The organism is Anaerococcus sp., assembly GCF_030825785.1.
Classification (GTDB): domain Bacteria; phylum Bacillota; class Clostridia; order Tissierellales; family Peptoniphilaceae; genus Anaerococcus.
Map to the genome: position 1 here is coordinate 22,122 of NZ_JAPJPG010000004.1, position 20,603 is coordinate 42,724.

Here is a 20,603-nt window from a genome sequence, read left to right on the forward strand (position 1 = left end):
ATAATTTATGAAAAGGATTTACTATTATGTAAATTCGCTTATCGCTAATATTATTTTATAATATCCGCATAAAAAATGCAAGAAAATGGTGTAATAAACACATTTTCAGTATATTTATCCATCCCTCGCATCTTTTGAAAATATTTTCATTTATTCCTTATGCAAATGTTTTATCCTCTACCGTAAAGGATTCTACAAGACTTATTTCTCCTCTAAGCTCAAATTTTTTGACCTCATCTGTTAGGATAAAGAAGTCTCCCTTCTTAATCTCATAAGACTTTCCATCTATTAAAATCTCTCCACGTCCACCAACTACACTCCAAAGGCTATAAGGATTTTCTTTTATAAATTCGCTTCTTCCATTTATCTTATATTCATAAACTTCAAAGTATTTATTTTGGGTAAGAACCCTTCCCTTAAGGCCTTCTCTTTCGAATTCTTTTATTTTTTCTTTGTTTTTATTTATTTTAATTGCCTTCTTGGATTCTTCTATATGAAGATCCCTTAGCTTTCCATCATCATCTCTTCTATCATAGTCATAGAGTCTGTAGGTTATATCGCTTGCTTGTTGGATTTCTAGGATTAGAGATCCCTTCTTTATGGCATGGACTGTGCCTGCTTCTACGAAAAAGAAATCTCCCTTCTTAGCTGGGACTTCTCTTAAAAGCTCATCCCACTTTCTCTCGTCAATGAGTTTTATAGCCTCGTTTTTATCATCTACCTTAAGGCAATAGATAATTGAGGCAGGCTCTTCGTTTAGGATGTACCAGCATTCGGTCTTTCCTCTAGAGTCTTCAAGCTCTCTTGCCATAGCATCATCTGGGTGAACTTGGATTGATAGGTCAGTGTTGGCATCTATAATCTTAACAAGGAGGGGAAGGGTCGCATCTTTCGGATTTCCAAAAAGCTCCTTGTGCTTTTGGTAAACTTCTTCTAAGCTTTTGCCCTTATATTCTCCATTAGTAATGATAGAACTCATATCTCCCATATCGGAAATAGCCCAATATTCTCCTGTCTTATCTGAAGGGATATCATAAGAATAGATTTCTCTAAGTCTCTTTCCTCCCCAGATTTTCTCTCTGAATTTTCCTTCTAGAAATAAAATTTTCTCCATAAAATCTCCTCTATCTTTTTCTTACTCTTATCTTATAATAAATTTTAGGAAAAGTGAAATTTAATCCCAAAAGAAAAAGGCCCAAAGGCCCTTATCTATCTTGCAAGAGATCCCATTGGGTCCCATGGTTTTAGGTGGATTGGGTCTTTGTCCCAAGCCTTTCTTTGATCTTCTGTTAGATATTTCTTATCTACTGCGATTTGATACATATATTCATCAAACCAAGCATCGCTCATTACTAGATAGCCCTTGTTTCCTGCCCTATCTCCCCAAGAATTTTCTATCTTCCATCTTACTGGATTTCCGTCTTCATCAAAGTCAACTCCTGTGAATACCATGGCGTGAGTCATCAAGCTTTCTGAGTAGTCGAGTCTTTCTTCCTTAGTCATTTCAAAGTCTAGGTCGAAGATTTCTTTGATATTAAAGGCCTTAGTATCTAGGATTCCTTCCTCTCTGATAAAGCTTTGGCCTACATCACAGCCCATCCATACAGGAAAGCCATCCTTAAGTTGTTTAATAGCAGCCTTTTTTAAATCGTCTATAGGAAGATTTAGGTATTTAACTTCCTTACCTTCTACGACATTGCCCAGATAATCTACCGTAAAAGTTTCGTTAAATGGCTTATCTTCGGTAGGGCCATTTATTAAAGAAATATAATCGTCTAGATTCATCTTCACATATTTGTCGAAAAATTCCTTAGGAGTAAGGCCTGTCTCCTTTATATAATTATCGTCCTTATCCCTTGCCTCAAAGTCGATTTTCTTTGGTGGAGTTCCTAAAATTACACTTAGGGCCCTGTAGATATCTTCATTGAAACCATCTTTCATAGCCTCTAAGTCTTCTAGGCTCTTTCCCTCTTTGTGGGCATTTCTTAAGTCTTTGGCAAAAGATCTTAGCATTTTGGTAAGATAAGCATCCATCTCTCTGGTAGCAGATGAAGATTTAACTTCTGGCATGGCGTATTTTGGTACAACTCCGTATTTGTTGACTAAGTTTACGAACATGTCCCATTGGCCCCCATCTCCCAAGGGATCAGCTAAGATGTGTTTTACTAGTCTTCCTTGGAGGTCTTCGTCTACAGTTTTTATTATAGATTCAAGAAAATAATTGCTCTTTTCTAGCTTATCAAAAAATAGGGGATAGGCTTGGGAAAGCTCGAAAGTCTCAAGATTATAATCCTTGATTATCCTATATCTCATTGTGTTTAGGGCGGAGAACATCCAGCAACGACCGGATTGCTTTTGATCTGTTATCTCTCCTTGCTTAAGCTCAATCGAAAAAGAGTGGCGCATGTCCTTGATCACGTCAGGGTCGATTGCAGCTTCTGTAATTCCGTTTCTTGTTACTGCACTTTGGGCAATCACATTTGCCCTGTCGGCATAAAATTTCTCGTCTAAGTCTTTAAATTTATCTTTGTTAATCATTTTTTCACCTCAATATTATTTTACCGAAAAAGATATGATTTGATAGTTGTTATTAATAAGATTTTCTTAGCAAATCTGCCATTAAAAAAGTGATATATCAGAATATTTACCCCTTCTGACATATCACTCCTTTATCTTTGGTATTCTTGGATGTTTCTATCTCTTACTCTCCAACTTCTTCGGAAGCAATTCCCTTATACAAAAATGCTATAGCTAAAACTCCACTTATAATAGCTAAGACTATCTCATTTCTCTTAAAACACAGACCTGCTGCGATAAACCATATTATCGCAATAATTATTCTAAATACTTTCTTTCCCATTACACTCTCCTTAAATTTACACCTAAAAATATTACAAGACAAAAATTACAAAACTAAGTAAAAACACAAGAATGCCCAAAATATATTTTCTAGGCGATCTCCAGATTTCTACAGTAGTTTTCTTTCCCTTAATAGGGTATTTTTTCTCCATCATAAAGGATATAACCGTATCTATTATTGTAAGAGCTATAACTAATCCCACTAGTTTAATGGATACATATTTATAGTTTAGCCCTAATATCACCAAATGTATTAGCAAAAAATAAGAAAATAAAACTTTTATATAATCCTTATCTAGAGATTTAAAGGTCTCAGGAAGCATGGATTTATATTCTGTAAGTTTATCATCTGTAGAAAATATTGTAAGTAGGGGCGTATTTACTGTAGCAATAGCCAGAGAAATTGGAAGTTTAATATCTCCTGGCATAAAGATCCTTAGAAATATCAGCATTGCGATTATACCTAATGTGTTTACTATATAAATATTTTCTGCTAGGATAAATTTTAAAAAGTAATTGCCTATGCTAATCTTAAAACTTCCAGAAGCTTTTTTAAAACTAAACTGGACATATCTTAGATAAAATTTCTTTATAAAAATTATATATATAATCAAGCTTATGATATAACTTATATGCCTATGAATTTTATCAAATTTAAAGTAAGTAAAAAATAGAAAAGCAATCAGTCCAATAGATATAAGAAAAGTGAGATATTTTCTCAGCTTTCCTATATTTGCACTACTAGGAAGGGATCCCGTAACGCACATTATAGGAGTTATCACTAGTAGAAGTATATAATAATCCAGCCTTGCACCTAAATAGTAAAAGAGAATAAATATCAAAAGTATTTTTCTTAAACAAGTATCTAGGATAAGTGCTAATATAAGATTGGAATTTACCTCCTCTTTACTAAAAGGAAGAGCATAGTATACTTCTATATTTTCTCTACTTGTATAAGTTTTTATAAAGAAATATATGGTTAAAATAATTGCCAAAGATATATAGATAAGCAAATTTATATTAATTTCTACATTAAGCTCATTATTTTTTGTATAGTAATCGAGTCCATAGTATATAAGGGCTGCTGCTAAAAGATATTTTATAAGTTGAGATTTTGAAAAAAGATCTTTGATAAATACTTTAATCATAGTAATTACCCTCGATATTTCCTAAAATATCATGTATTCTAAGATCCTTACCTACCTTTCTTTTAGGATGTAACTTTCCCTTATCTAGAAGAATATAGTAATCGCATGATTCCTTTATACTCTCCAAAATATGGCTAGCCATTAATATAGATCCATATTTCTTGTAGTCTTTTATCAGTTTATAGAGAAATATAGTTGATTCAAAGTCAAGGCCATCTACTGGCTCATCGAGGATTACTAGAGGAAGTTTAAGGCTTAGGGCTGCTATTATGAAAAATTTCTTCTTGTTCCCAAAGGATAGGTCAGTGACAGGAGAATCTATATATTCATTAAAGTGAAAATTATTTATCATATATTTTTCGTATTTCTCATCTCTATTTTTTCTATAGACCTTATGTAAAAACTTGATATATTCATTGAAAGTCCAATACTTAAAGGCATTGTCTTCAGAAAATACGCCTATTCTGTCTAGCTTAAAATCTTTATCCTTAAAGTCAGTCTTACTTCCCTTGTAAGTAAATGAATCTAGCCTATAGGTTTGAAGAATATCTAATATAGTCTTTATCATTGTAGTTTTACCTGATCCATTACTTCCTACTAGGGCAAGATTTTCATTCTCTCCTATAGAAAAATCACAACCTTTAAGGATAAGTTTGTCCTTAACATACCATGATTTAAGATTTTTAATCTCTAATAAATTTTCTCCCATCTAATCATCCCCCTAATATAATTATAGCTAATTTATTTTTTTAATTGTAAAGATTATGTAAATTATTCTTATATCTTACCTTAAAATAAATGCATAATCATAAAAAGATTAGTAAAAGAGCCCTAGAGAATTGATTTAATCATAATTTGAGAGTTCTTAGTCTATTTTTATTTCTCAATACATTCTTCTGCTGACTTTGCAGAATTTCTTCCAAATACTACTATATCAGTTACAGCATTACCACCGAGTCTATTTTTGCCCCATGAACTTCTCCTTCAACGTATAGGCCTGGGATTGATATGTTTTCTTTGAAGATTTCTTCTGTGTTAGAAGCTCTCTTAGATTCTTTTGATTGACTTTCTTTATCTTGACTTCTTTCGTATCTTCTTTTGTCTTTGGACTTTGAAAAGCACAAGATCTTAGGGCAAGTATTAGGCTAAGACTTGCAAGTATTTTTCAGCTTTCATTTTATCTGCTTTTAAATATTAGAAAAGCCCTAAAGACTAATCTTTTTAAGGGACTAGACTTTAGAGCTTAATGTTTCTTAATTATTTTGCAGCCTTGATTGCATCGTCTACTGCTGTTTTTAGAGCTTCGCTTGTTACTGTTGCGCCAGATACGTTATCTACGCCTTCAGTACCGTTGTTCTTTTTGATCTCTTCGACTAGAGTTGGAACTGCGTCTGCTCCAACTCCTTCTGTTTCTGTGTGGTCAACTTGGATGTCTTTGATTGTTTCTCCATCCATAGTTACTTTAACTTTGATATCTCCACCGTAACCTGCTGCTGTAGCTTCACCAACTTTTTCTGTTGTTTCTCCTGTTGCTACGTCAGTAGAAGCATCTTCTTTCTTAGCATCATTAGCATTGTTTCCACAAGCTGTAAGAGCAAGGGCTAGTGCTGCGATTGCTGCGTATGATTTTATGTTTTTCATATAATTCTCCTTTTATTTTTCCTTTGTCCTCTGATTATACTACACACGTTTTCAATTTGCAAATTCCTAAGTTTCGCTACAATTTTCTTTAAATTTTTAGGATGAATTTATAACATTTTAAAGTCCTAGCTTAATTAAATAAAGGATTATTCTTTTACTAGTACCTGGTCTATGACCTGTCTGATATTTGCTAGTTGATAGATCTTTAGGTCCTTAAAGTCTTTGCTATCGATGGAGTTTTTGGCTACGAAAGCTTTCTTATAGCCTAATCTTTCAATTTCTTTTAGCCTTTGTTTGATTTGAGGAACCTTCTTAAGCTCTCCTGTAAGTCCTACTTCTGCTATGAAGACACTCTTGTCGGAAACTGGTACCTTCATCAAGGATGAGGCGATTGAGACCATTATAGCTAGATTTACTGAAGGCTCGCTTAGCTTGATGCCTCCTGTTGTTTTGATTATAACATTGTAGTCATAAAGATTTAGGCCTGCTCTTTCCTGAAGAATTGAGATTAAGGTGTTTAGGTCATCTCTTCTTAGGGAGTCTCCTATCCTTTGTGGGTAAGGCATGAAGGATTTTGATACTAGAGATTCTATCTCTACTTCTAAGAGTCTCGATCCCTCCTTGGTTACAGAAATGGCTGATCCTTCTATATCTTCGCTTCTTTCTGTGATAAAATACTCACTAGGATTTGTGATTTCATTTAGCCCGTCTTCATCCATAGAAAATAGGCCGATTTCTCCAGTTCTACCGAATCTATTTTTGGTCGAAGTTAAAATCCTTAGGTCCTCTTCGCTTTCTCCATCAAGGACTAAAACCGTATCTACCAAGTGCTCCAGGGTCCTAAGACCTGCCATCTCTCCTTTTTTGGTCATATGGCCTATCATTATAACAGCCCTTTTTCTTTCGCTATCCTTCGCTATATCTACCGCCTTGTTGGCGACCTCTATAGTTTGGGTCGGGCTTCCTTGTTTATTATCAAGTTCTGCCAGGCTAAAGGTTTGGATAGAGTCTAGAAAAACTATATCTGCATCAACATTTTTTATTTCCTTCATTGCAAGGTCCATTGAGTTTGTCGAAAGAATCCAGATATTTTCAGAAAGGTCAGATATAATCCTGTCTGCGCGTGACTTGATTTGGCTTTCGCTCTCTTCTCCAGAAATATATATTACCTTAAGGCCATTATCTGCGTAGGACTTTGAAAGTTGAAGGAGGAGGGTGGACTTTCCTGCCCCAGGTCTTGCTGTAAGAATCGAAACTGAATCTCTCACCAGCCCTCCTCCCACAGCCCTATCAAACTCACTATAGGTTGATTTTATCCTTTCAGACTCATCTAGGGCGATAGATTTAAGCTTTTTGGCATTTTTATCTTCTACTACTATGTTTTGCTTAGTAGCTTTTTTATCAACAATAACCTCATGCATGCTCCCCCACTTACCGCATTCCGGGCATTGACCAGCCCAAACTCCTTGGGTATGGCCGCAGGAAGTACATTCATAAGCTTTTTTTGCTTTCGCCATTACATCTTCCTTAGGGATTCATTGGCAGAAAAGACTCTTATTGCTTCTGTCGGATCTTTCTTGTATAGGCTTTCGTAGATATCCCTAGGACTCTTTCCTTCTTCAAGGATTTCCCTCAAAGGCTTTAGATAATTAGCCTCATCCTCTAGAGATCTTTTCGCCATATCTACAAAGTCTAGGCCCCATTTATAGATTTCCTTATCCTTGTAGGTCGCATGAAGGCCGTATCTTTCAGTCCTACTTCTAAGATTTGTAAGTGACCTATAATCCATATCGGCAAAAATCTCATAGAGTCTATCAAGATTTTCTTCATCATAGAAAAGTCCCTTGATTAAGGCTAGAGCTGCAAAGTTATATGGATAAGGCACTTCATCTGGCATCCTAATTTCTATATATCTCTTAGCTCTTACATCTGGAAATACAATAGATAGGGCATGGAAAATCATCTCATCGCTTGAGTCTTTATCCATCACTTCTGAAAACTTAAGTCTTCCCTTGTAATTATCTTCTCCATTTTCATGGACGAATATTATGTCTGTATTCAGGATTTCTTCTGCATATTTTTCATAAGATAAGTCATCATCAAAGGCAAATGGATAGACTCCTGTTCTTTGCCTGTCACAATTATCCCAAATCATCTGACGGAGATTCCTCTTATTATAAACTTCTCCTTCGAAAATATAGGCATTATCGAAGATCGAATAGAGGAAAGGGGAAAGGGCGTTTGCCACAAAGTATTTCTTCCTAAAATCTTCTTCGTCTGCGTAGTCTATAGCGCATTGAAGACTTGCCGTTCCCTTCATCATATTGTGGGCGTAGGCTCCCCCATTAATTCTAAAATATTCATACATATAGTCGTATCTCTTTTTTGGGATAATCTTGATATCTTCTATCTTGCTTTTTGGATGATAGCCAACACTCGCTAAAACTTGACCCTTCTTTTCAAAAACTGGGACAATCTCTGCCATAGCTCTTTTATAATCCTCGTATAAGTCATCAATTTTTCTGCGAGCGTTAAGAGCGATTTCAAATTGACTGGCTGGCTCTACAGAAATATCAAAGCCTTCCTTACTCAAGCCCAAAATTTTTCCATCTTCCTCATGCTTTTCGTAGGAATCTTTAGCAATCTCCTCCATTGATTGAGCTATACCGTCTTCTCCATAATAAGACACAGTTTCAAGGCAATCACCATCAACTACAAAATGCTCTGACTCAAAGCCTATAGCAAAGTCCTTTGGATCTTTCTCTCCACTTTTTATATAATTAACGATTTTTTGTATTTTTTCTTTATAATTCATTTTAACCCTTCTCTTATTTAACTTTCTATCATTATACGCCTCTGGCTACTTTATCCCAAAGACATATAATTATCTTATGAAATACGCATTTTACAAAAGTAGGATTGGGATCCTGAAATTCTCCTACGATAAAAAAATCGAATCTATAAGCTTAGTAAAAAAATCGGACGACTTATCCCAGAAAACACCAGCTACTGATAAGGTCTTTGAACAAATCGAGGAATACCTTAGGGGTGATAGAAAGGAGTTTACAATTTACGATCTCCTCGAGATTATGGGAACTGACTTTCAAAAAGAAGTGGTAAAAGAGCTTAGAAACATACCCTACGGGAAAAAGGTGACCTACAAGAGCATAGCAGAAAAGATAAATAGGAAAAAGGCGACAAGGGCTGTGGCTAATACAATAGGAAGGAATCCTTTCTTTATAATTTATCCCTGCCATAGGGTCATTAGGTCTGATGGGAAGATTGGAGGCTTTGCCTATGGAGTAGAAGTAAAAAGATTTCTCCTAAAGCTTGAAAGTTAGACAAGGAAAAACCCTCAGTTCGAGGGCTCTTTCTTAATTCTAGTTGATTCTTTCTGTTGTCCCGCCATCAAAGAAGTGGAGGGCTTCAGGGTCTAGGGTAAAGTCGTGATCTTCTCCTATAGCATAGTCTAAGTATCCTGGTTGACTTATGGTTAGGCTTGTGCCATCCTTAAGTTTTGTATAAAGGAGTTGCTCCTTACCCAAGGACTCTATAACTTCTATGTTAACATTGACAGAATTGTAGTCTCTTTTTTCTGCTATAAATCTTTCAGATCTTATTCCAAGATGAACAACTTTTCCTTCGTAAGCCTTGATTTTCTCAAGGTCTTCATCACTAGGTCTTACCTTCATCTCTCCTGAATCATTTACAAAAAGACCATCTTTGATCTTTCCTTTTATGATATTCATTGTAGGAGAGCCTATAAATCCTGCTACGAAGAGGTTGTTTGGTTTTTGATAGAACTCATTTGGAGCTCCAACTTGTTGGATAACTCCCTTATCTAAGAGGACTATCTTTGTAGCCATAGTCATAGCCTCAGTTTGGTCGTGAGTTACATAGATACTTGTTGTATCTAGTTGATTGTGGATTCTTACAATCTCTACTCTCATGTGCTCACGAAGCTTAGCATCAAGGTTACTTAAAGGCTCATCCATGAGGAATACTTCTGGGTTTCTTGCAATAGCTCTTCCTAAAGCCACCCTTTGCCTTTGACCTCCGGATATATCAGATGGTCTTGAGTAAAGATAATCTTCTAATTGGAGAATCTTTGCTACATCTTGTATTCTTTGATCGATTACTTCTTTTCTTTCCTTTTTCATATTTAATGAAAAAGCCATATTATCGTAAACAGTCATGTGTGGATAGAGGGCATATGATTGGAAAACCATAGCAATGTCCCTATCTTTTGGCTCGACTGTATTCATGATCTTGTCGTTAAAACGTAGAGTTCCCTCTGTAATTGAGTTAAGTCCTGCAATCATCCTTAGAAGGGTTGACTTGCCGCAACCAGACGGACCTAATATTACACAAAAATCATTGTCATCTATTTCTAGATTTATATTTCTAATCGTGAAGTTCTCACGACCTTCGTATTTCTTTCCTATATTATCTAAAATTACTTTCATTTTTAACTCCTATCCCTTAACTGCACCTGATGAAAGCCCGCTTACTAATTCATCTTGTAAAGCTAAGAACAATAGCATTACAGGAACAGCAGATAAGAATCCTCCTGCAGCAAAGGCTGGCTGATTCATATTTCTAACATCTGATATTAGTGTAAATAGTCCTGTCGCAAGTGTGTACTCTCCTGGATTTGTCAGTAATATTTTTGGCATCATATAATCTAAGAATGGTCCAATAAAACATTGGAGAGCAATTATTGCTAGCATCGGACGGGCAAGTGGCATTATTATTAATCTATAAACTTGCATATTTGAACAACCGTCAATCTTTGCAGCCTCGTCAAGCTCTGGAGAGATCGTATCGAGATAACCCTTTAGGATAAAGGTATTTGTAGCGATTGCTCCACCTGAATATATGAGAACTAGCATGGCCGATCTTGAAAATACTGGAATGATTCCACTTACTATGGAGTGAATCGCATAGTAGGCAGTAATACCTGCGAAGGCCGGAATTATCTGAACTAACATTATTGTTATAAGACTTGCTCTTTTCCCCTTAAATCTAAATCTTGAGTAGGCATAGCCTGTAAAAGATACAAAGATTAGGGTAAGCAGGGTTGTTGCTATTGCTATCTTTAGTGTGTTTACTACCCATTTTAGAAACTGGGTTTCCTTAAACAAATATCTGAAATTATCTAAAGAGAAGATAAACTCTCCTGACATCGATATATATTGACCTTGGTTTCCGTTAAAGGATGATATAACCATTATTGCTAATGGAACTAAGATGAAAGCTGCCCAGATTAACAAAATAATATAGGTAATTGTTAGAAAGGTCTTTCCGCCAGCAGATAAGGGTTGAAGATCTGATAGATATAAATCACTATTTTTCTTTTTCTTAAACATATTAATACTCCTTAAAAGCTGAAGAATTCTTATATCCAAAGTATGAAATAACTATTAGAATTATGGATATAAATACTGTTATCGCAGCACCTATAGCTTGATACTGACTCTCCATCGTTAGCTTGTAAATGTAGGAGATCAAGATATCTGAAGATCCCGCAAGGTTACCATAAACTTCTGGATTGAATGGTCCACCTTGGTTGTACAAGTAAATAATTGAGAAGTTGTTAAAGTTAAAGGTGTATTGGTTAATAAGCATTGGAGCGATTTGGAAAAGAACTAATGGAATTGTAATCTTCAAGGTTCTTTGAATTCCTGTTGCTCCGTCAATACTTGCCGCTTCATATAAGTCTTTTGGTATAGCTTGGAGTACTCCTGTAGTAAGTAAGAAGATATATGAATGTCCTAGCCATCCTTGAAGCAAGATTAGGGTAGCCCTTGTCTGGAAAGTATTGTTTTTTATATCCAAACTTATATTAAATAATGAGTTTAGTGCTTCTGCTATTACCCCACCACGACTTGTCATTATTGAAAAGAACATGATTGTGATAAAGGCAGGTATAGCCCAAGGCAAAAGATAAACCGTTCTAAAGAACTTCTTTCCCTTAATTCTCTCATTGTTTACTAGTAAAGCAAATATAAAGCCTAATACAATTGCAAGTGTTGATGCAAGCAAGGTCCAAACCACAGTCCATCCGAAGATATGCCAGAAGGCTTGTCCTGCTATACCCTGGCCCTTAGCTATGGTCAAGTAGTTGTTTAGACCAACCCAAGTGAACTTGTTTTGATTTTGTGGGTCCATATTAGTGAAGGAAATCATTATAGCTGTAAGTATTGGAACTATTACTATAAATACAATTACTATTAGGGCTGGTGCTGTAATTAAAAATGGGAAGCCATCAGTCCTTAACATCTTCTTTGTCTCGAAGAAGCTATTAGGTCTGACCCCTTTCATTTCGTTTTTCTCAGTTGTCCTTACATCCCTAAAAGATAGGATATAAATTAGGGCAGCAATTGCTACAAATACAATAGATAAGATACCTTCAATCATAAATAGTATCGATCTATCTAGTCTCTTTCCGCCTTGGGCAAGAGAGATAAGTCCTGCTATACCCTCACCTTGGTAGTTGCCAAAACCTAGGGCGTAAGGTATTGCTATTAGATAGATAAATAAAGTGCCTAGCAAAAATAATAGGCCCTTTTGCCATTGACCGTTTAGGATTTGGCCAAGACCTGGGATTGGGAAGGTAAGTATTGATCTGTAAGCAGAAGTCTTTTCCACCTCTACTGGAGTTCTCCTCCTAGCTTCAGCCTCATCTGCCTCGAGGATTTTCATCTCCTTCTTGTAGTCTTTGTCTATCTTGTATTTGATTGATTCTATTTCTTCTTTAAGAGAAACTTCTGGATTCCTGTAATTAAGTCTCTTGTTCTGGTCTTTGAACTTTTGTTTGAGTTGTTCTTTCTCACTTTTGAAGGCCTTCTTTGAAATTCTTCCCTTCTTGAAAGATTCCTCTAAGCTCTTATTATCCGATTCGAATTTTTCTTTAAGAACAATTCTATCTTCTTCGCTTAGCTTTTTGGCTCTTTCTACTTCTTCGCTAGTCAATTTCTCTAGCCTATTGCTAGCTCTTTCTAGTTGACTTTTTAAGATTAAATCATGTTCAATAATCTTCGGTATTTGCTCATATTCTAACTTACATAACTTATAATCAAGCTCGCTATCATAGGATAAGTCCTTGTTTTCTTCATAAAAGTCTAGACAGAAATTTGCCATAAACTTTCTATAATACAAGTCCCTCAAGTATTTCTGGTCGAGTTTGTAATTTGGATCTTTTTTGGCAGCTTCATCAGCCTTAGCCAAAAGTTTTTTCTTTTCTTCTTCGTATTTTTTTAGCTTTTGATTATAAGGATGGTTCTTGGCGTCTACTTTACTTCCGCCATTTTCTTCTGCCTCAATAGAGTCTATTATATACTCGTTCTTTCTAGGACGAATCTCACCAATATCATCTATAAGGTTTCTTTCGTATGTCATCGCCTACACCCTTTCTTCCCTTCCTATAATGAATAATAAAATAAAGTTCAAAATAATGACTATATAATAAAATATAGATCCGATTCTAAATTGCAAAATCAGTTGAACGATTTCTATTAGGGTCATCCCCCCGAAAAATAACTTATAAGAGAAATTGACTCCGTACTTTTTTACTGTAAAAAATGTATAAAGGGAAATTACTACAGGACTTAAGACTCTGATAAATAAATTAAAAACAATAGAATTTATATATTCATCAAAACCAAGACCTGGATTATTTTTGAGAATTTCTCTATAAACTTCGATATCTTTAGCCATCATCAAGGCTTCTATAGAAGAAGCTAGGATAATTAAAGCTGATACTATCAAAATCTTTAATATAAAGCTCTCTCTTTTTTTCTCTAATTCTAATCTTTTCATAATAGTGAAAGAAAGGCCTAGGCCAGAGAAACTAGATATTTATACAAATCTCATCTAGTTTCTTTAGCTATTTTGGCCTTTCTCTTACCCTATTAACTATTTGCTAAAGTTTGCCATCATTGAGTCGAATGAAGCCTTTAATTGGTTGTAAGCTTCTTCTTCATTAGCTGGTTTAACTGAGTTCCAAGAAAGAATTGCATTCTTGTAAGTATCCCAAACGTCTCCCCATTCCTTAAATAATGGTCTTGCTGGAGCAGTTTCGTAAGATTTGATTGTAGCTTCGATGATTGCCTTATCAGAATCTGGTAAGTCTGATGCTTGATAATCTTCGTTCTTTACATTTTCAAGAATCTTTCCTGTAGATTTATATAAATCTATTGCAAATTCAGGATTTACAAGTTGTTTGATCATTTCGTTAGCTATTGCTTTCTTGTTAGCGTCTTCTTCGATTCTAGCATTTATAGCAAGTCCCCAACCACTTTGCCAGTGATTTAGAGCTTTTCCAGCTATAGTAATGTTGTCAATTGGATAAACTTCAAGGTTTCCTTCGCCAGCTTGTTCAGAAATTGCAGCAGCATCCCAAGCACCACCAATTCTAGCAACTCCGCCTGCACCTTCCTTGAAGGTTTCGTCTATATATCCCCAACCTGCATCTGGGTCAAATAATTGTGTGCCTGCATCGTTGTGTTTCTTCCAATATTCAAACAAAGCTTTTATTGTAGCCTGTTTTTCAGGCTCAAGGTCTTTCCAGTCTTTTGTAAAATCTGAGAATAGATTACCTTGGTCATCTTTACCTAGAAGTTCAATGTTTGATGAGTTTGTTGCAGCAACTCCGTACCAAGCATCAAAGATTGGAAGAAGAACTGTTGACTCATCAGCTACATCATTAAGCTCGATTGGTTTAGATAGGTCAACTCCCTTTTCTTCGGCATTTTTCTTGTTTACGTAAGTAATAAGAGTTTCGATATTGTATGGGAAAGCAAAGTATTCACCATCGATATTGAAGTTTCCACCGATTCCCTTATCGAAATCATCCCAGCCACCGATTTCATCAGCAAGAGCCTTAGAGTCAATTGCACCAAGGATGTCGTTGTTTACAAGTCCAACAAGTCTATCTGCTGGTATTGCAAAAAGGTCAGCAACATCTTCGTTGTTGGCATCTGTTTGATCTAGGATATCCAAGTGGTCGAAAGCTCCTACTTCTTTAAGTTCGATTTCTGCATTAGGATATTTTTCCTTAACTCTCTCAGCCGCTTTCTCATAATGATCCATCCATTCTTTTTCAACTTGAACGGAAATCTTGCCTGAAACATCTCCTGGATCACTAGGAGCTTCTTCACCTTTGTCCGCTCCCTTGCCGCCACATGCAGCAAGTACTACTGATAGCGATAAAGCCATCAACATCTTTAATTTATTTTTCATAAAATCCTCCCTTGTTTTCATCTTCAGTGAAAACGTTATTTGATTCTGTATATACATTATACATTAGTTTGAAAATAAATGGAAGCAATTAGATAATTTATTTCAGACTTATTGTTAATTTTTATACAACTTTTTAGTCAAAAAACTATTCCTTTAACTAGGGTCATGGTTTATTATTATAGGAAATAGCCTTAGCAATCTTAAGTCAATACGGAATATAGCAACAAAAATTTATGTTTAAAGCTTAATTTCATCCAATTGTTCTAAATGTATATATGCAAAATTTATAAATATTATTAGAAAAAAATGAAAAGGACTTCCAAAGGAAATTCTGATTGTTCTTTACGTGAATTTTCACGTTATTATTAATTCTTATATTTTAGTCGAATAATAAATGCCCCCACAAACTATATATTTAGCTTGTGAGAGCAGATAAGCTTATTTAATTCTCTTAGTTAAAGTTTGCCATCATAGATTCAAATGAAGCTTTAAGGGCCTTGTAGGCATCTTCCTCATTTTGTGGGTTTACAGAGTTCCAAGAAAGAACTGCATTTGAGTAGGTATCCCACACATCTCCCCATTCCTTAAACAATGGTCTTGCTGGAGCCTTCTTGTATGAGTCAATAGTAGCCTTAATTATATCCTTGTCGATTTGATCAAGATTTGAATTTTGATATTCTTCTGCTGATACATTTTCAAGAATTTTTCCTGAATACTTATATAAATCTTCGGCATATTCTGGATTAACTAACTCTTTAATCATAGCTTCAGCTAGGGCTTTCTTCTCCGCATCTTCTTCTAGTCTTGCATTTATAGCAAGTCCCCAACCACTTTGCCAGTGAGTTAGTGCTTTTCCAGCCAAGATGAGTTTTTCCATAGGATAAATCGCAAGATTACCTTAAAGCTCAATATTTGATGAGTTTGTTGCTGCTACTCCATACCAAGCGTCAAAGGCAGGAAATAGGACAGTTGATTCATCCTTGACATCATTGATCTCTATATCCTTTTCTAAATCAATTCCTTTTTCCTTTGCATTTTGAGTATTCACATAGGTAATTAGAGTTTCGATATTGTAAGGAAATGCAAAGTATTCCCCATCTACTTTGAACTCTCCACCTAGTCCACTATCAAAATCATCCCAACCACCAATCTCTTCAGCAAGTTTTTGAGAATCTATGGCTCCTAATACTTCATTTCCTACAAGACCTGCTAGTCTATCAGCTGGTATACAAAATAGGTCCGCTACATCCTCGTTGTTAGCATCTGTAGAATCAATTATTTCTATATGCTCCAAACCACCTATTGTTCTAAGCTCGATTTCGGCATTAGGAAATTCTTTCTTAACTCTTTCTGCCGCCGCCTCATAATGCTTCATCCAATCTTCTTCTAATTGGACAGAGATTTTGATATTTGCTTCTTTGTCCACATCTTTAGCTGACTTGTCTCTTTCTTTATCTGCCTTATTCCCACAAGCTGTAAGAACTAGGGCAGCAGATAGGGCAAGTAACTTTCCAACGATTTTTTTCATTTTTCCTCCCTTTGTTAGATTTTAAATGACACAATACTTCTCCTATAAAAGACTGATATCAATAGGTCTTTTATAAAAAATGCATCAAATAAAATCTTTATGATATATTTATATTATATAATATATTAAAGAAAAATGAAAATATTAATATTTTCCACTGAAAAAACCATTCCCCTAAGGGAATGGCTATATCTTATTCTGTCACTTTTTCAAGTTCTTTTTTCTTTTCTCTTCTTCTTTTCTCTTTACTTATATTCCTAAAGACTAAGCTATCTTTCCTAACTGAAATTCTAATGGTTTCGTCTCTTTTTAGTTTTCCATCTAGGATATCTTCTGCCAGTCTATCGTCGATCATTTTTGTTATGTGACGTTCTAGTGGTCTTGCTCCGTACTCTGGGTCGAAGCCTTCTTTGGCTAGAAGTTTTACAACCTTTTGGTCATAGACTATATCTAGGTCGATTTCGTTTAGTCTTTGTCTAGTTTTTTCAAGCATTAGGCCTGAGATTTCTCCTATTTCAGCTTCTCCTAGTGGCTTAAACATTATGACTTGGTCAAGTCTGTTTAGAAACTCTGGTGCAAAGGAATCTTTGATGGCTTTTTCTATGATTTCTGATGTTCTTTCTTCTTCCGCTTCTTTTTGATCACCAAGCTCAAATCCTATGCTCTTACTTGTGGATAGGCTTCTGACACCGATATTGCTTGTCATGATTATGATTGTATTTTTGAAATCTGCCGTTCTTCCTTGGCCATCTGTTAGTCTTCCGTCATCTAATATTTGAAGGAGAAGATTAAAGACATCTGGATGGGCCTTTTCTATCTCATCAAAGAGTATTACAGAGTAAGGATTTGTCCTTACAGCCTCTGTTAATTGGCCACCTTCTTCATAGCCTACATATCCTGGAGGAGATCCTACCAGTCTTGATACGGCGAATTTTTCCATATATTCACTCATATCCATCCTTATGAGTTTATCCTCTGATCCAAAGAGATCTTGTGCTAGAGTTTTTGCAAGATAGGTTTTTCCAACTCCTGTTGGTCCTACAAAGATAAAGGATCCGATTGGTTTTTTAGGATCTTTTAGTCCAACCCTTGCTCTTTTGATTGACCTTGCTACTGAATCTATAGCATCTTTTTGACCAATTACTGATAATTTTAACTCTTCGTCTAGGTTAGCGTATTTTTCCATCTCATCTTCTGTCAGTTTTTCTACTGGAACCTTGGACCAATTTGCCACAACGCTTGCTATATCATCGTAGGATATAAAGAGTCTGTCCTTATTTTCCTTCTCTTTTTCTTTTTCTATTTCAAGATCGAATTTCGCTTGGTTTATCTTATCCCTAAGCTCTGCTGCCCTTTCGAAGTCTTGGTCTCTTACCGCTTGCTCCTTTTCCTTATTAAGTTTTTCTAACTTATCTTCACTAGGTGCTGAGTCGTCTTCTTTTTGGAAGACAGCTATCCTAATCTTAGAACTTGCTTCATCGATTAAATCTATGGCCTTGTCAGGAAGGTAACGGTCTGAGATATATCTATCAGATAAATCTACCGCAGCTTCTATAGCCTCATCTGTAATCTCTACCCCATGGTGGTCTTCGTATTTATCTTTTAGTCCTTGGATAATCTTTCTAGCATCTTCAAGGCTTGGCTCATCAACTTGAATTGGCTGCATACGGCGGCTAAGGGCAGAGTCTTTTTCAACATGTTTTCTGTACTCCTCTATAGTGGTCGCTCCCATGATTTGAATCTCTCCTTTAGCAAGGATTGGCTTTAGGATATTTGCTGCATCCATTGATCCTTCAGAGGCTCCTGCTCCTAGAACCATGTGGAATTCATCTATAAATAGAATTACATCGTCTCTTTTGCCAATTTCTTCGAAGAGTTTTTTAAGTCTATCTTCAAAGTCTCCCCTGTATTTACTTCCTGCTATCATGCTAGCAAGGTCAAGGCTTAGGATTCTCTTATCCTTTATAATCTTTGGTACATCTTTCGCCACAATTCTTTGGGCAAGGCCTTCTGCTATGGCAGTCTTACCCACACCTGGAGCTCCGATTAGGATTGGATTGTTTTTTCTCCTTCTCATTAGGATTTGTACAAGTCTTTCTATTTCTGTATCTCTTCCTATTACGGGGTCGATTTTTCCATTTTCTGCTAGCTCATTTAGGTCATTTGTGTATTTGGTCACATTTTCAGAAAACTTTGAAGATGATCCTTTTGTCTTGTAGACTTCTTTTAACATCGTATCTAAGTTTTTCCCTATGACCTTCTTATCAAGACCAGATAGGAGAAACATGAGATTGGTGAATGAATCATCATCGTTTATCAAAGCTTGAAGGATATCTTCTTCGTTAACTACAGAGCTTTTTCTCGCCATAGCGATCTCTCTAGCTTTTTCAAATGTTGTCCTTACTTTCTTTGAAAATTCTGTAGCAGGTCTTTGGGAATTGCCCCTGCCTATGTTATTTATTACTATAGACCTAAAGAGGTCGTAGTTAGCCCCGCTTTTTTCCAAGGCCTTGTTCGCAATAGAGCCTGTCTTCATCAGAGCAAGAAGCAAGTGCTCGCTTCCTATATAGTCGTGGTTTAAGGAATAAGACTCTCTTCTTGCCTGGGAGGTAAGTCTGTTTAGTCTATTATTTTCCATTATCGCTCCTTAATATATTCCTTAAGAAATAGGTATCTATCCTCATCCCTATTTCCCTTATACTTATTCTTAGAAAGATTAAATATTAGATAGTCGAGCTCATCGTTTGTAAAGTTTGTATCAAAGCCTAGAACATTGTATTTCTTTAGCCCATATATATCTTTACTCATAAGCTCTAGGCTCTTATCTAAGCCCAGGTTTAAATTATTTTCCATAATCTCTATATAATCTTTTATTTCTTCATCTTTTATACTATTTAAAACTTGATAGTCTCTTCTAAATCTTCTCTCATTTCTGACAAGTATATCCAAAGCCTTCTCGAACTTATCCATAGCTTCATCCATATCCTTCCAGTAATTTCCAACATTTTTGATTATATAAATATCATCTGCATATCTCTTGTAGTATTTTGGAAGGAATTTATCAATATAGATTCTTTCGTGAAGGAGACTTTGTTTTAGGCCAAAATAGGCCTTATCATCATCCACCATAGCAAAAAGAAAGGCCTTTACGAAAACTTCTACTCCACTTCCCGCATTTCGCCCATCTTGGGTTAGGTAGCCAAACTCCTGGGAGAAGGCAAAGTCTAGGATTTCGTCAAGCTTTTCTTCGATCAGATAGGCCTTCTTGTAGGCAGATTTTAAATCAAGATTAAAATCTCTGATATTAATCGCCAAATGGTCTCTGTCGTTAATTGTTAGTATATAGTCATCTTCTATGACAAGACCTATTTCAGAAAGTTTGTTTGGACAATCTTCTGATAGGACAAAAGACTTTATCAAGCCCTCTAGCTCGTCTTCGTCTAAATCTTCCAGAAGAATTAATTTGTCCCCGTAAATTTTCCTAAAGATTTCTATAACTTCCTTGCTCGCTTCAAGAGTCATGCTAGCTGGAAAGTCGAAGCCTTCAAGATTTCTTCTAAGAGAGAAATTTGAAGAAAGTATTATATCTTTGCTGTATTCTATCAATTTCTCACCTGCATATTCAATTCATCTATTTGCTCTTTTATGCTTTGAGCTTGTTCATAATCTTCTATTTCAACTGAAACTTGAAGTTTTTCTTGAAGATTTTTGATCTTTGTAGCAATATCTTTAAAGTTTCTCTCTTTTCTAGGAAATTTCCCCTCGTAGGTCCTTAGATTATTGTAGGTCCTTAAAGTCTTAGTTGTAAGCTTATCATTGAGTTTGTAACAATCAGGACAAGCAAATACACCGTGTTTTATATTTGATGCAAGATTGCCACAAGTAGGGCAAGCCTCATCTCCTAGATTGTTTAGGAGACCATAAGAATAATTATTTTCCTTAAATCTATAATCATAGTAGGAATCTATAACTTCCTCAAGGCTTGGCAAAAACTCCTCTATCAAATTTTCTATATTTTTTCTGTCGAGATTTTCTCCACCTTCTTTGATATTGCCATTTTCATCGACTGAGACATCGGTGAATTTCATAAGACAATCATTACAAAGATGAAAGTTCTTCTCTTCTCCATTTATTATAGCTTTGACTGTAACAGTCGCTTCATTATCGCATTTATCACATTTCAT

Annotated in this window: 20 protein-coding genes; 1 reads left to right on the forward strand and 19 read right to left on the reverse strand. The window is 35.6% G+C overall.

Annotated features, from left to right (window positions below; all coding sequences use genetic code 11):
- Nucleotides 1-157: 157 nt before the first annotated feature.
- The 9 genes from manA to RCH56_RS01135 all read right to left on the reverse strand — a co-directional run bounded on the left by manA (nucleotide 158) and on the right by RCH56_RS01135 (nucleotide 8,463).
- Complete coding sequence (gene manA / locus RCH56_RS01095; RefSeq protein ID WP_306483156.1) at nucleotides 158-1,114, reverse strand: mannose-6-phosphate isomerase, class I; 957 nt, start codon at nucleotides 1,112-1,114, stop codon at nucleotides 158-160.
- Between the two features lie 95 nt (nucleotides 1,115-1,209).
- Complete coding sequence (locus tag RCH56_RS01100) at nucleotides 1,210-2,538, reverse strand: aminopeptidase C (protein WP_306483157.1); 1,329 nt, start codon at nucleotides 2,536-2,538, stop codon at nucleotides 1,210-1,212.
- A gap of 163 nt (nucleotides 2,539-2,701) precedes the next feature.
- Complete coding sequence (locus tag RCH56_RS01105) at nucleotides 2,702-2,860, reverse strand: hypothetical protein (RefSeq protein WP_306483158.1); 159 nt, start codon at nucleotides 2,858-2,860, stop codon at nucleotides 2,702-2,704.
- 31 nt (nucleotides 2,861-2,891) lie between these two features.
- A complete protein-coding gene (locus RCH56_RS01110; RefSeq protein WP_306483159.1) occupies nucleotides 2,892-3,287 on the reverse strand; it encodes a hypothetical protein in 396 nt (131 codons plus the stop codon).
- Between the two features lie 712 nt (nucleotides 3,288-3,999).
- Entirely contained in the window at nucleotides 4,000-4,716 is a 717-nt protein-coding gene (locus RCH56_RS01115; protein ID WP_306483161.1) for an ATP-binding cassette domain-containing protein, read from the reverse strand.
- 229 nt (nucleotides 4,717-4,945) lie between these two features.
- Nucleotides 4,946-5,131 carry a hypothetical protein gene (locus RCH56_RS01120; RefSeq protein ID WP_306483163.1) on the reverse strand — a complete coding sequence of 62 codons (186 nt, stop codon included), beginning with the start codon at nucleotides 5,129-5,131 and terminating at the stop codon, nucleotides 4,946-4,948.
- Between the two features lie 133 nt (nucleotides 5,132-5,264).
- Nucleotides 5,265-5,648, reverse strand: coding sequence for an FMN-binding protein (locus RCH56_RS01125; protein WP_306483164.1), 384 nt, complete (start codon nucleotides 5,646-5,648; stop codon nucleotides 5,265-5,267).
- A 146-nt stretch (nucleotides 5,649-5,794) separates the two neighbouring features.
- Nucleotides 5,795-7,165, reverse strand: coding sequence for a DNA repair protein RadA (gene radA / locus RCH56_RS01130; protein ID WP_306483165.1), 1,371 nt, complete (start codon nucleotides 7,163-7,165; stop codon nucleotides 5,795-5,797).
- A complete protein-coding gene (locus tag RCH56_RS01135; protein WP_306483166.1) occupies nucleotides 7,165-8,463 on the reverse strand; it encodes a glutamate--cysteine ligase in 1,299 nt (432 codons plus the stop codon). The genes radA and RCH56_RS01135 overlap by 1 nt, the downstream gene beginning before the upstream one ends.
- A gap of 76 nt (nucleotides 8,464-8,539) precedes the next feature.
- On the opposite strand from RCH56_RS01135, the gene RCH56_RS01140 reads away from it, so the two are divergent.
- The gene (locus tag RCH56_RS01140; RefSeq protein ID WP_306483167.1) at nucleotides 8,540-8,989 is read left to right on the forward strand and encodes a methylated-DNA--[protein]-cysteine S-methyltransferase; all 450 of its coding nucleotides are present in this window, start codon (nucleotides 8,540-8,542) and stop codon (nucleotides 8,987-8,989) included.
- A 39-nt stretch (nucleotides 8,990-9,028) separates the two neighbouring features.
- On the opposite strand, the gene RCH56_RS01145 is transcribed toward RCH56_RS01140, so the two are convergent.
- The 10 genes from RCH56_RS01145 to RCH56_RS01190 all read right to left on the reverse strand — a co-directional run bounded on the left by RCH56_RS01145 (nucleotide 9,029) and on the right by RCH56_RS01190 (nucleotide 20,603).
- Complete coding sequence (locus RCH56_RS01145; RefSeq protein ID WP_306483168.1) at nucleotides 9,029-10,114, reverse strand: ABC transporter ATP-binding protein; 1,086 nt, start codon at nucleotides 10,112-10,114, stop codon at nucleotides 9,029-9,031.
- A 9-nt stretch (nucleotides 10,115-10,123) separates the two neighbouring features.
- A complete protein-coding gene (locus tag RCH56_RS01150; protein WP_306483169.1) occupies nucleotides 10,124-11,017 on the reverse strand; it encodes a sugar ABC transporter permease in 894 nt (297 codons plus the stop codon).
- 1 nt (nucleotide 11,018) lies between these two features.
- Nucleotides 11,019-13,049: a carbohydrate ABC transporter permease gene (locus tag RCH56_RS01155; RefSeq protein WP_306483170.1), complete on the reverse strand. Its 2,031-nt coding sequence runs from the start codon at nucleotides 13,047-13,049 to the stop codon at nucleotides 11,019-11,021.
- A 3-nt stretch (nucleotides 13,050-13,052) separates the two neighbouring features.
- On the reverse strand, nucleotides 13,053-13,469 hold the full coding sequence (locus RCH56_RS01160; protein WP_306483171.1) for a hypothetical protein: 417 nt from the start codon (nucleotides 13,467-13,469) through the stop codon (nucleotides 13,053-13,055).
- 96 nt (nucleotides 13,470-13,565) lie between these two features.
- Complete coding sequence (locus RCH56_RS01165; RefSeq protein WP_306483172.1) at nucleotides 13,566-14,891, reverse strand: sugar ABC transporter substrate-binding protein; 1,326 nt, start codon at nucleotides 14,889-14,891, stop codon at nucleotides 13,566-13,568.
- A gap of 451 nt (nucleotides 14,892-15,342) precedes the next feature.
- The gene (locus RCH56_RS01170; protein WP_306483173.1) at nucleotides 15,343-15,768 is read right to left on the reverse strand and encodes a hypothetical protein; all 426 of its coding nucleotides are present in this window, start codon (nucleotides 15,766-15,768) and stop codon (nucleotides 15,343-15,345) included.
- A 21-nt stretch (nucleotides 15,769-15,789) separates the two neighbouring features.
- Nucleotides 15,790-16,419: a hypothetical protein gene (locus RCH56_RS01175; protein ID WP_306483175.1), complete on the reverse strand. Its 630-nt coding sequence runs from the start codon at nucleotides 16,417-16,419 to the stop codon at nucleotides 15,790-15,792.
- A gap of 193 nt (nucleotides 16,420-16,612) precedes the next feature.
- Nucleotides 16,613-19,057 carry an ATP-dependent Clp protease ATP-binding subunit gene (locus RCH56_RS01180; protein ID WP_306483176.1) on the reverse strand — a complete coding sequence of 815 codons (2,445 nt, stop codon included), beginning with the start codon at nucleotides 19,055-19,057 and terminating at the stop codon, nucleotides 16,613-16,615.
- Nucleotides 19,057-20,025 (reverse strand): ATP--guanido phosphotransferase, encoded by a 969-nt coding sequence (locus RCH56_RS01185; protein ID WP_306483177.1) that lies wholly within the window; start codon nucleotides 20,023-20,025, stop codon nucleotides 19,057-19,059. The genes RCH56_RS01180 and RCH56_RS01185 overlap by 1 nt, the downstream gene beginning before the upstream one ends.
- On the reverse strand, nucleotides 20,022-20,603 hold the full coding sequence (locus tag RCH56_RS01190; RefSeq protein WP_306483178.1) for a transcriptional regulator: 582 nt from the start codon (nucleotides 20,601-20,603) through the stop codon (nucleotides 20,022-20,024). The genes RCH56_RS01185 and RCH56_RS01190 overlap by 4 nt, the downstream gene beginning before the upstream one ends.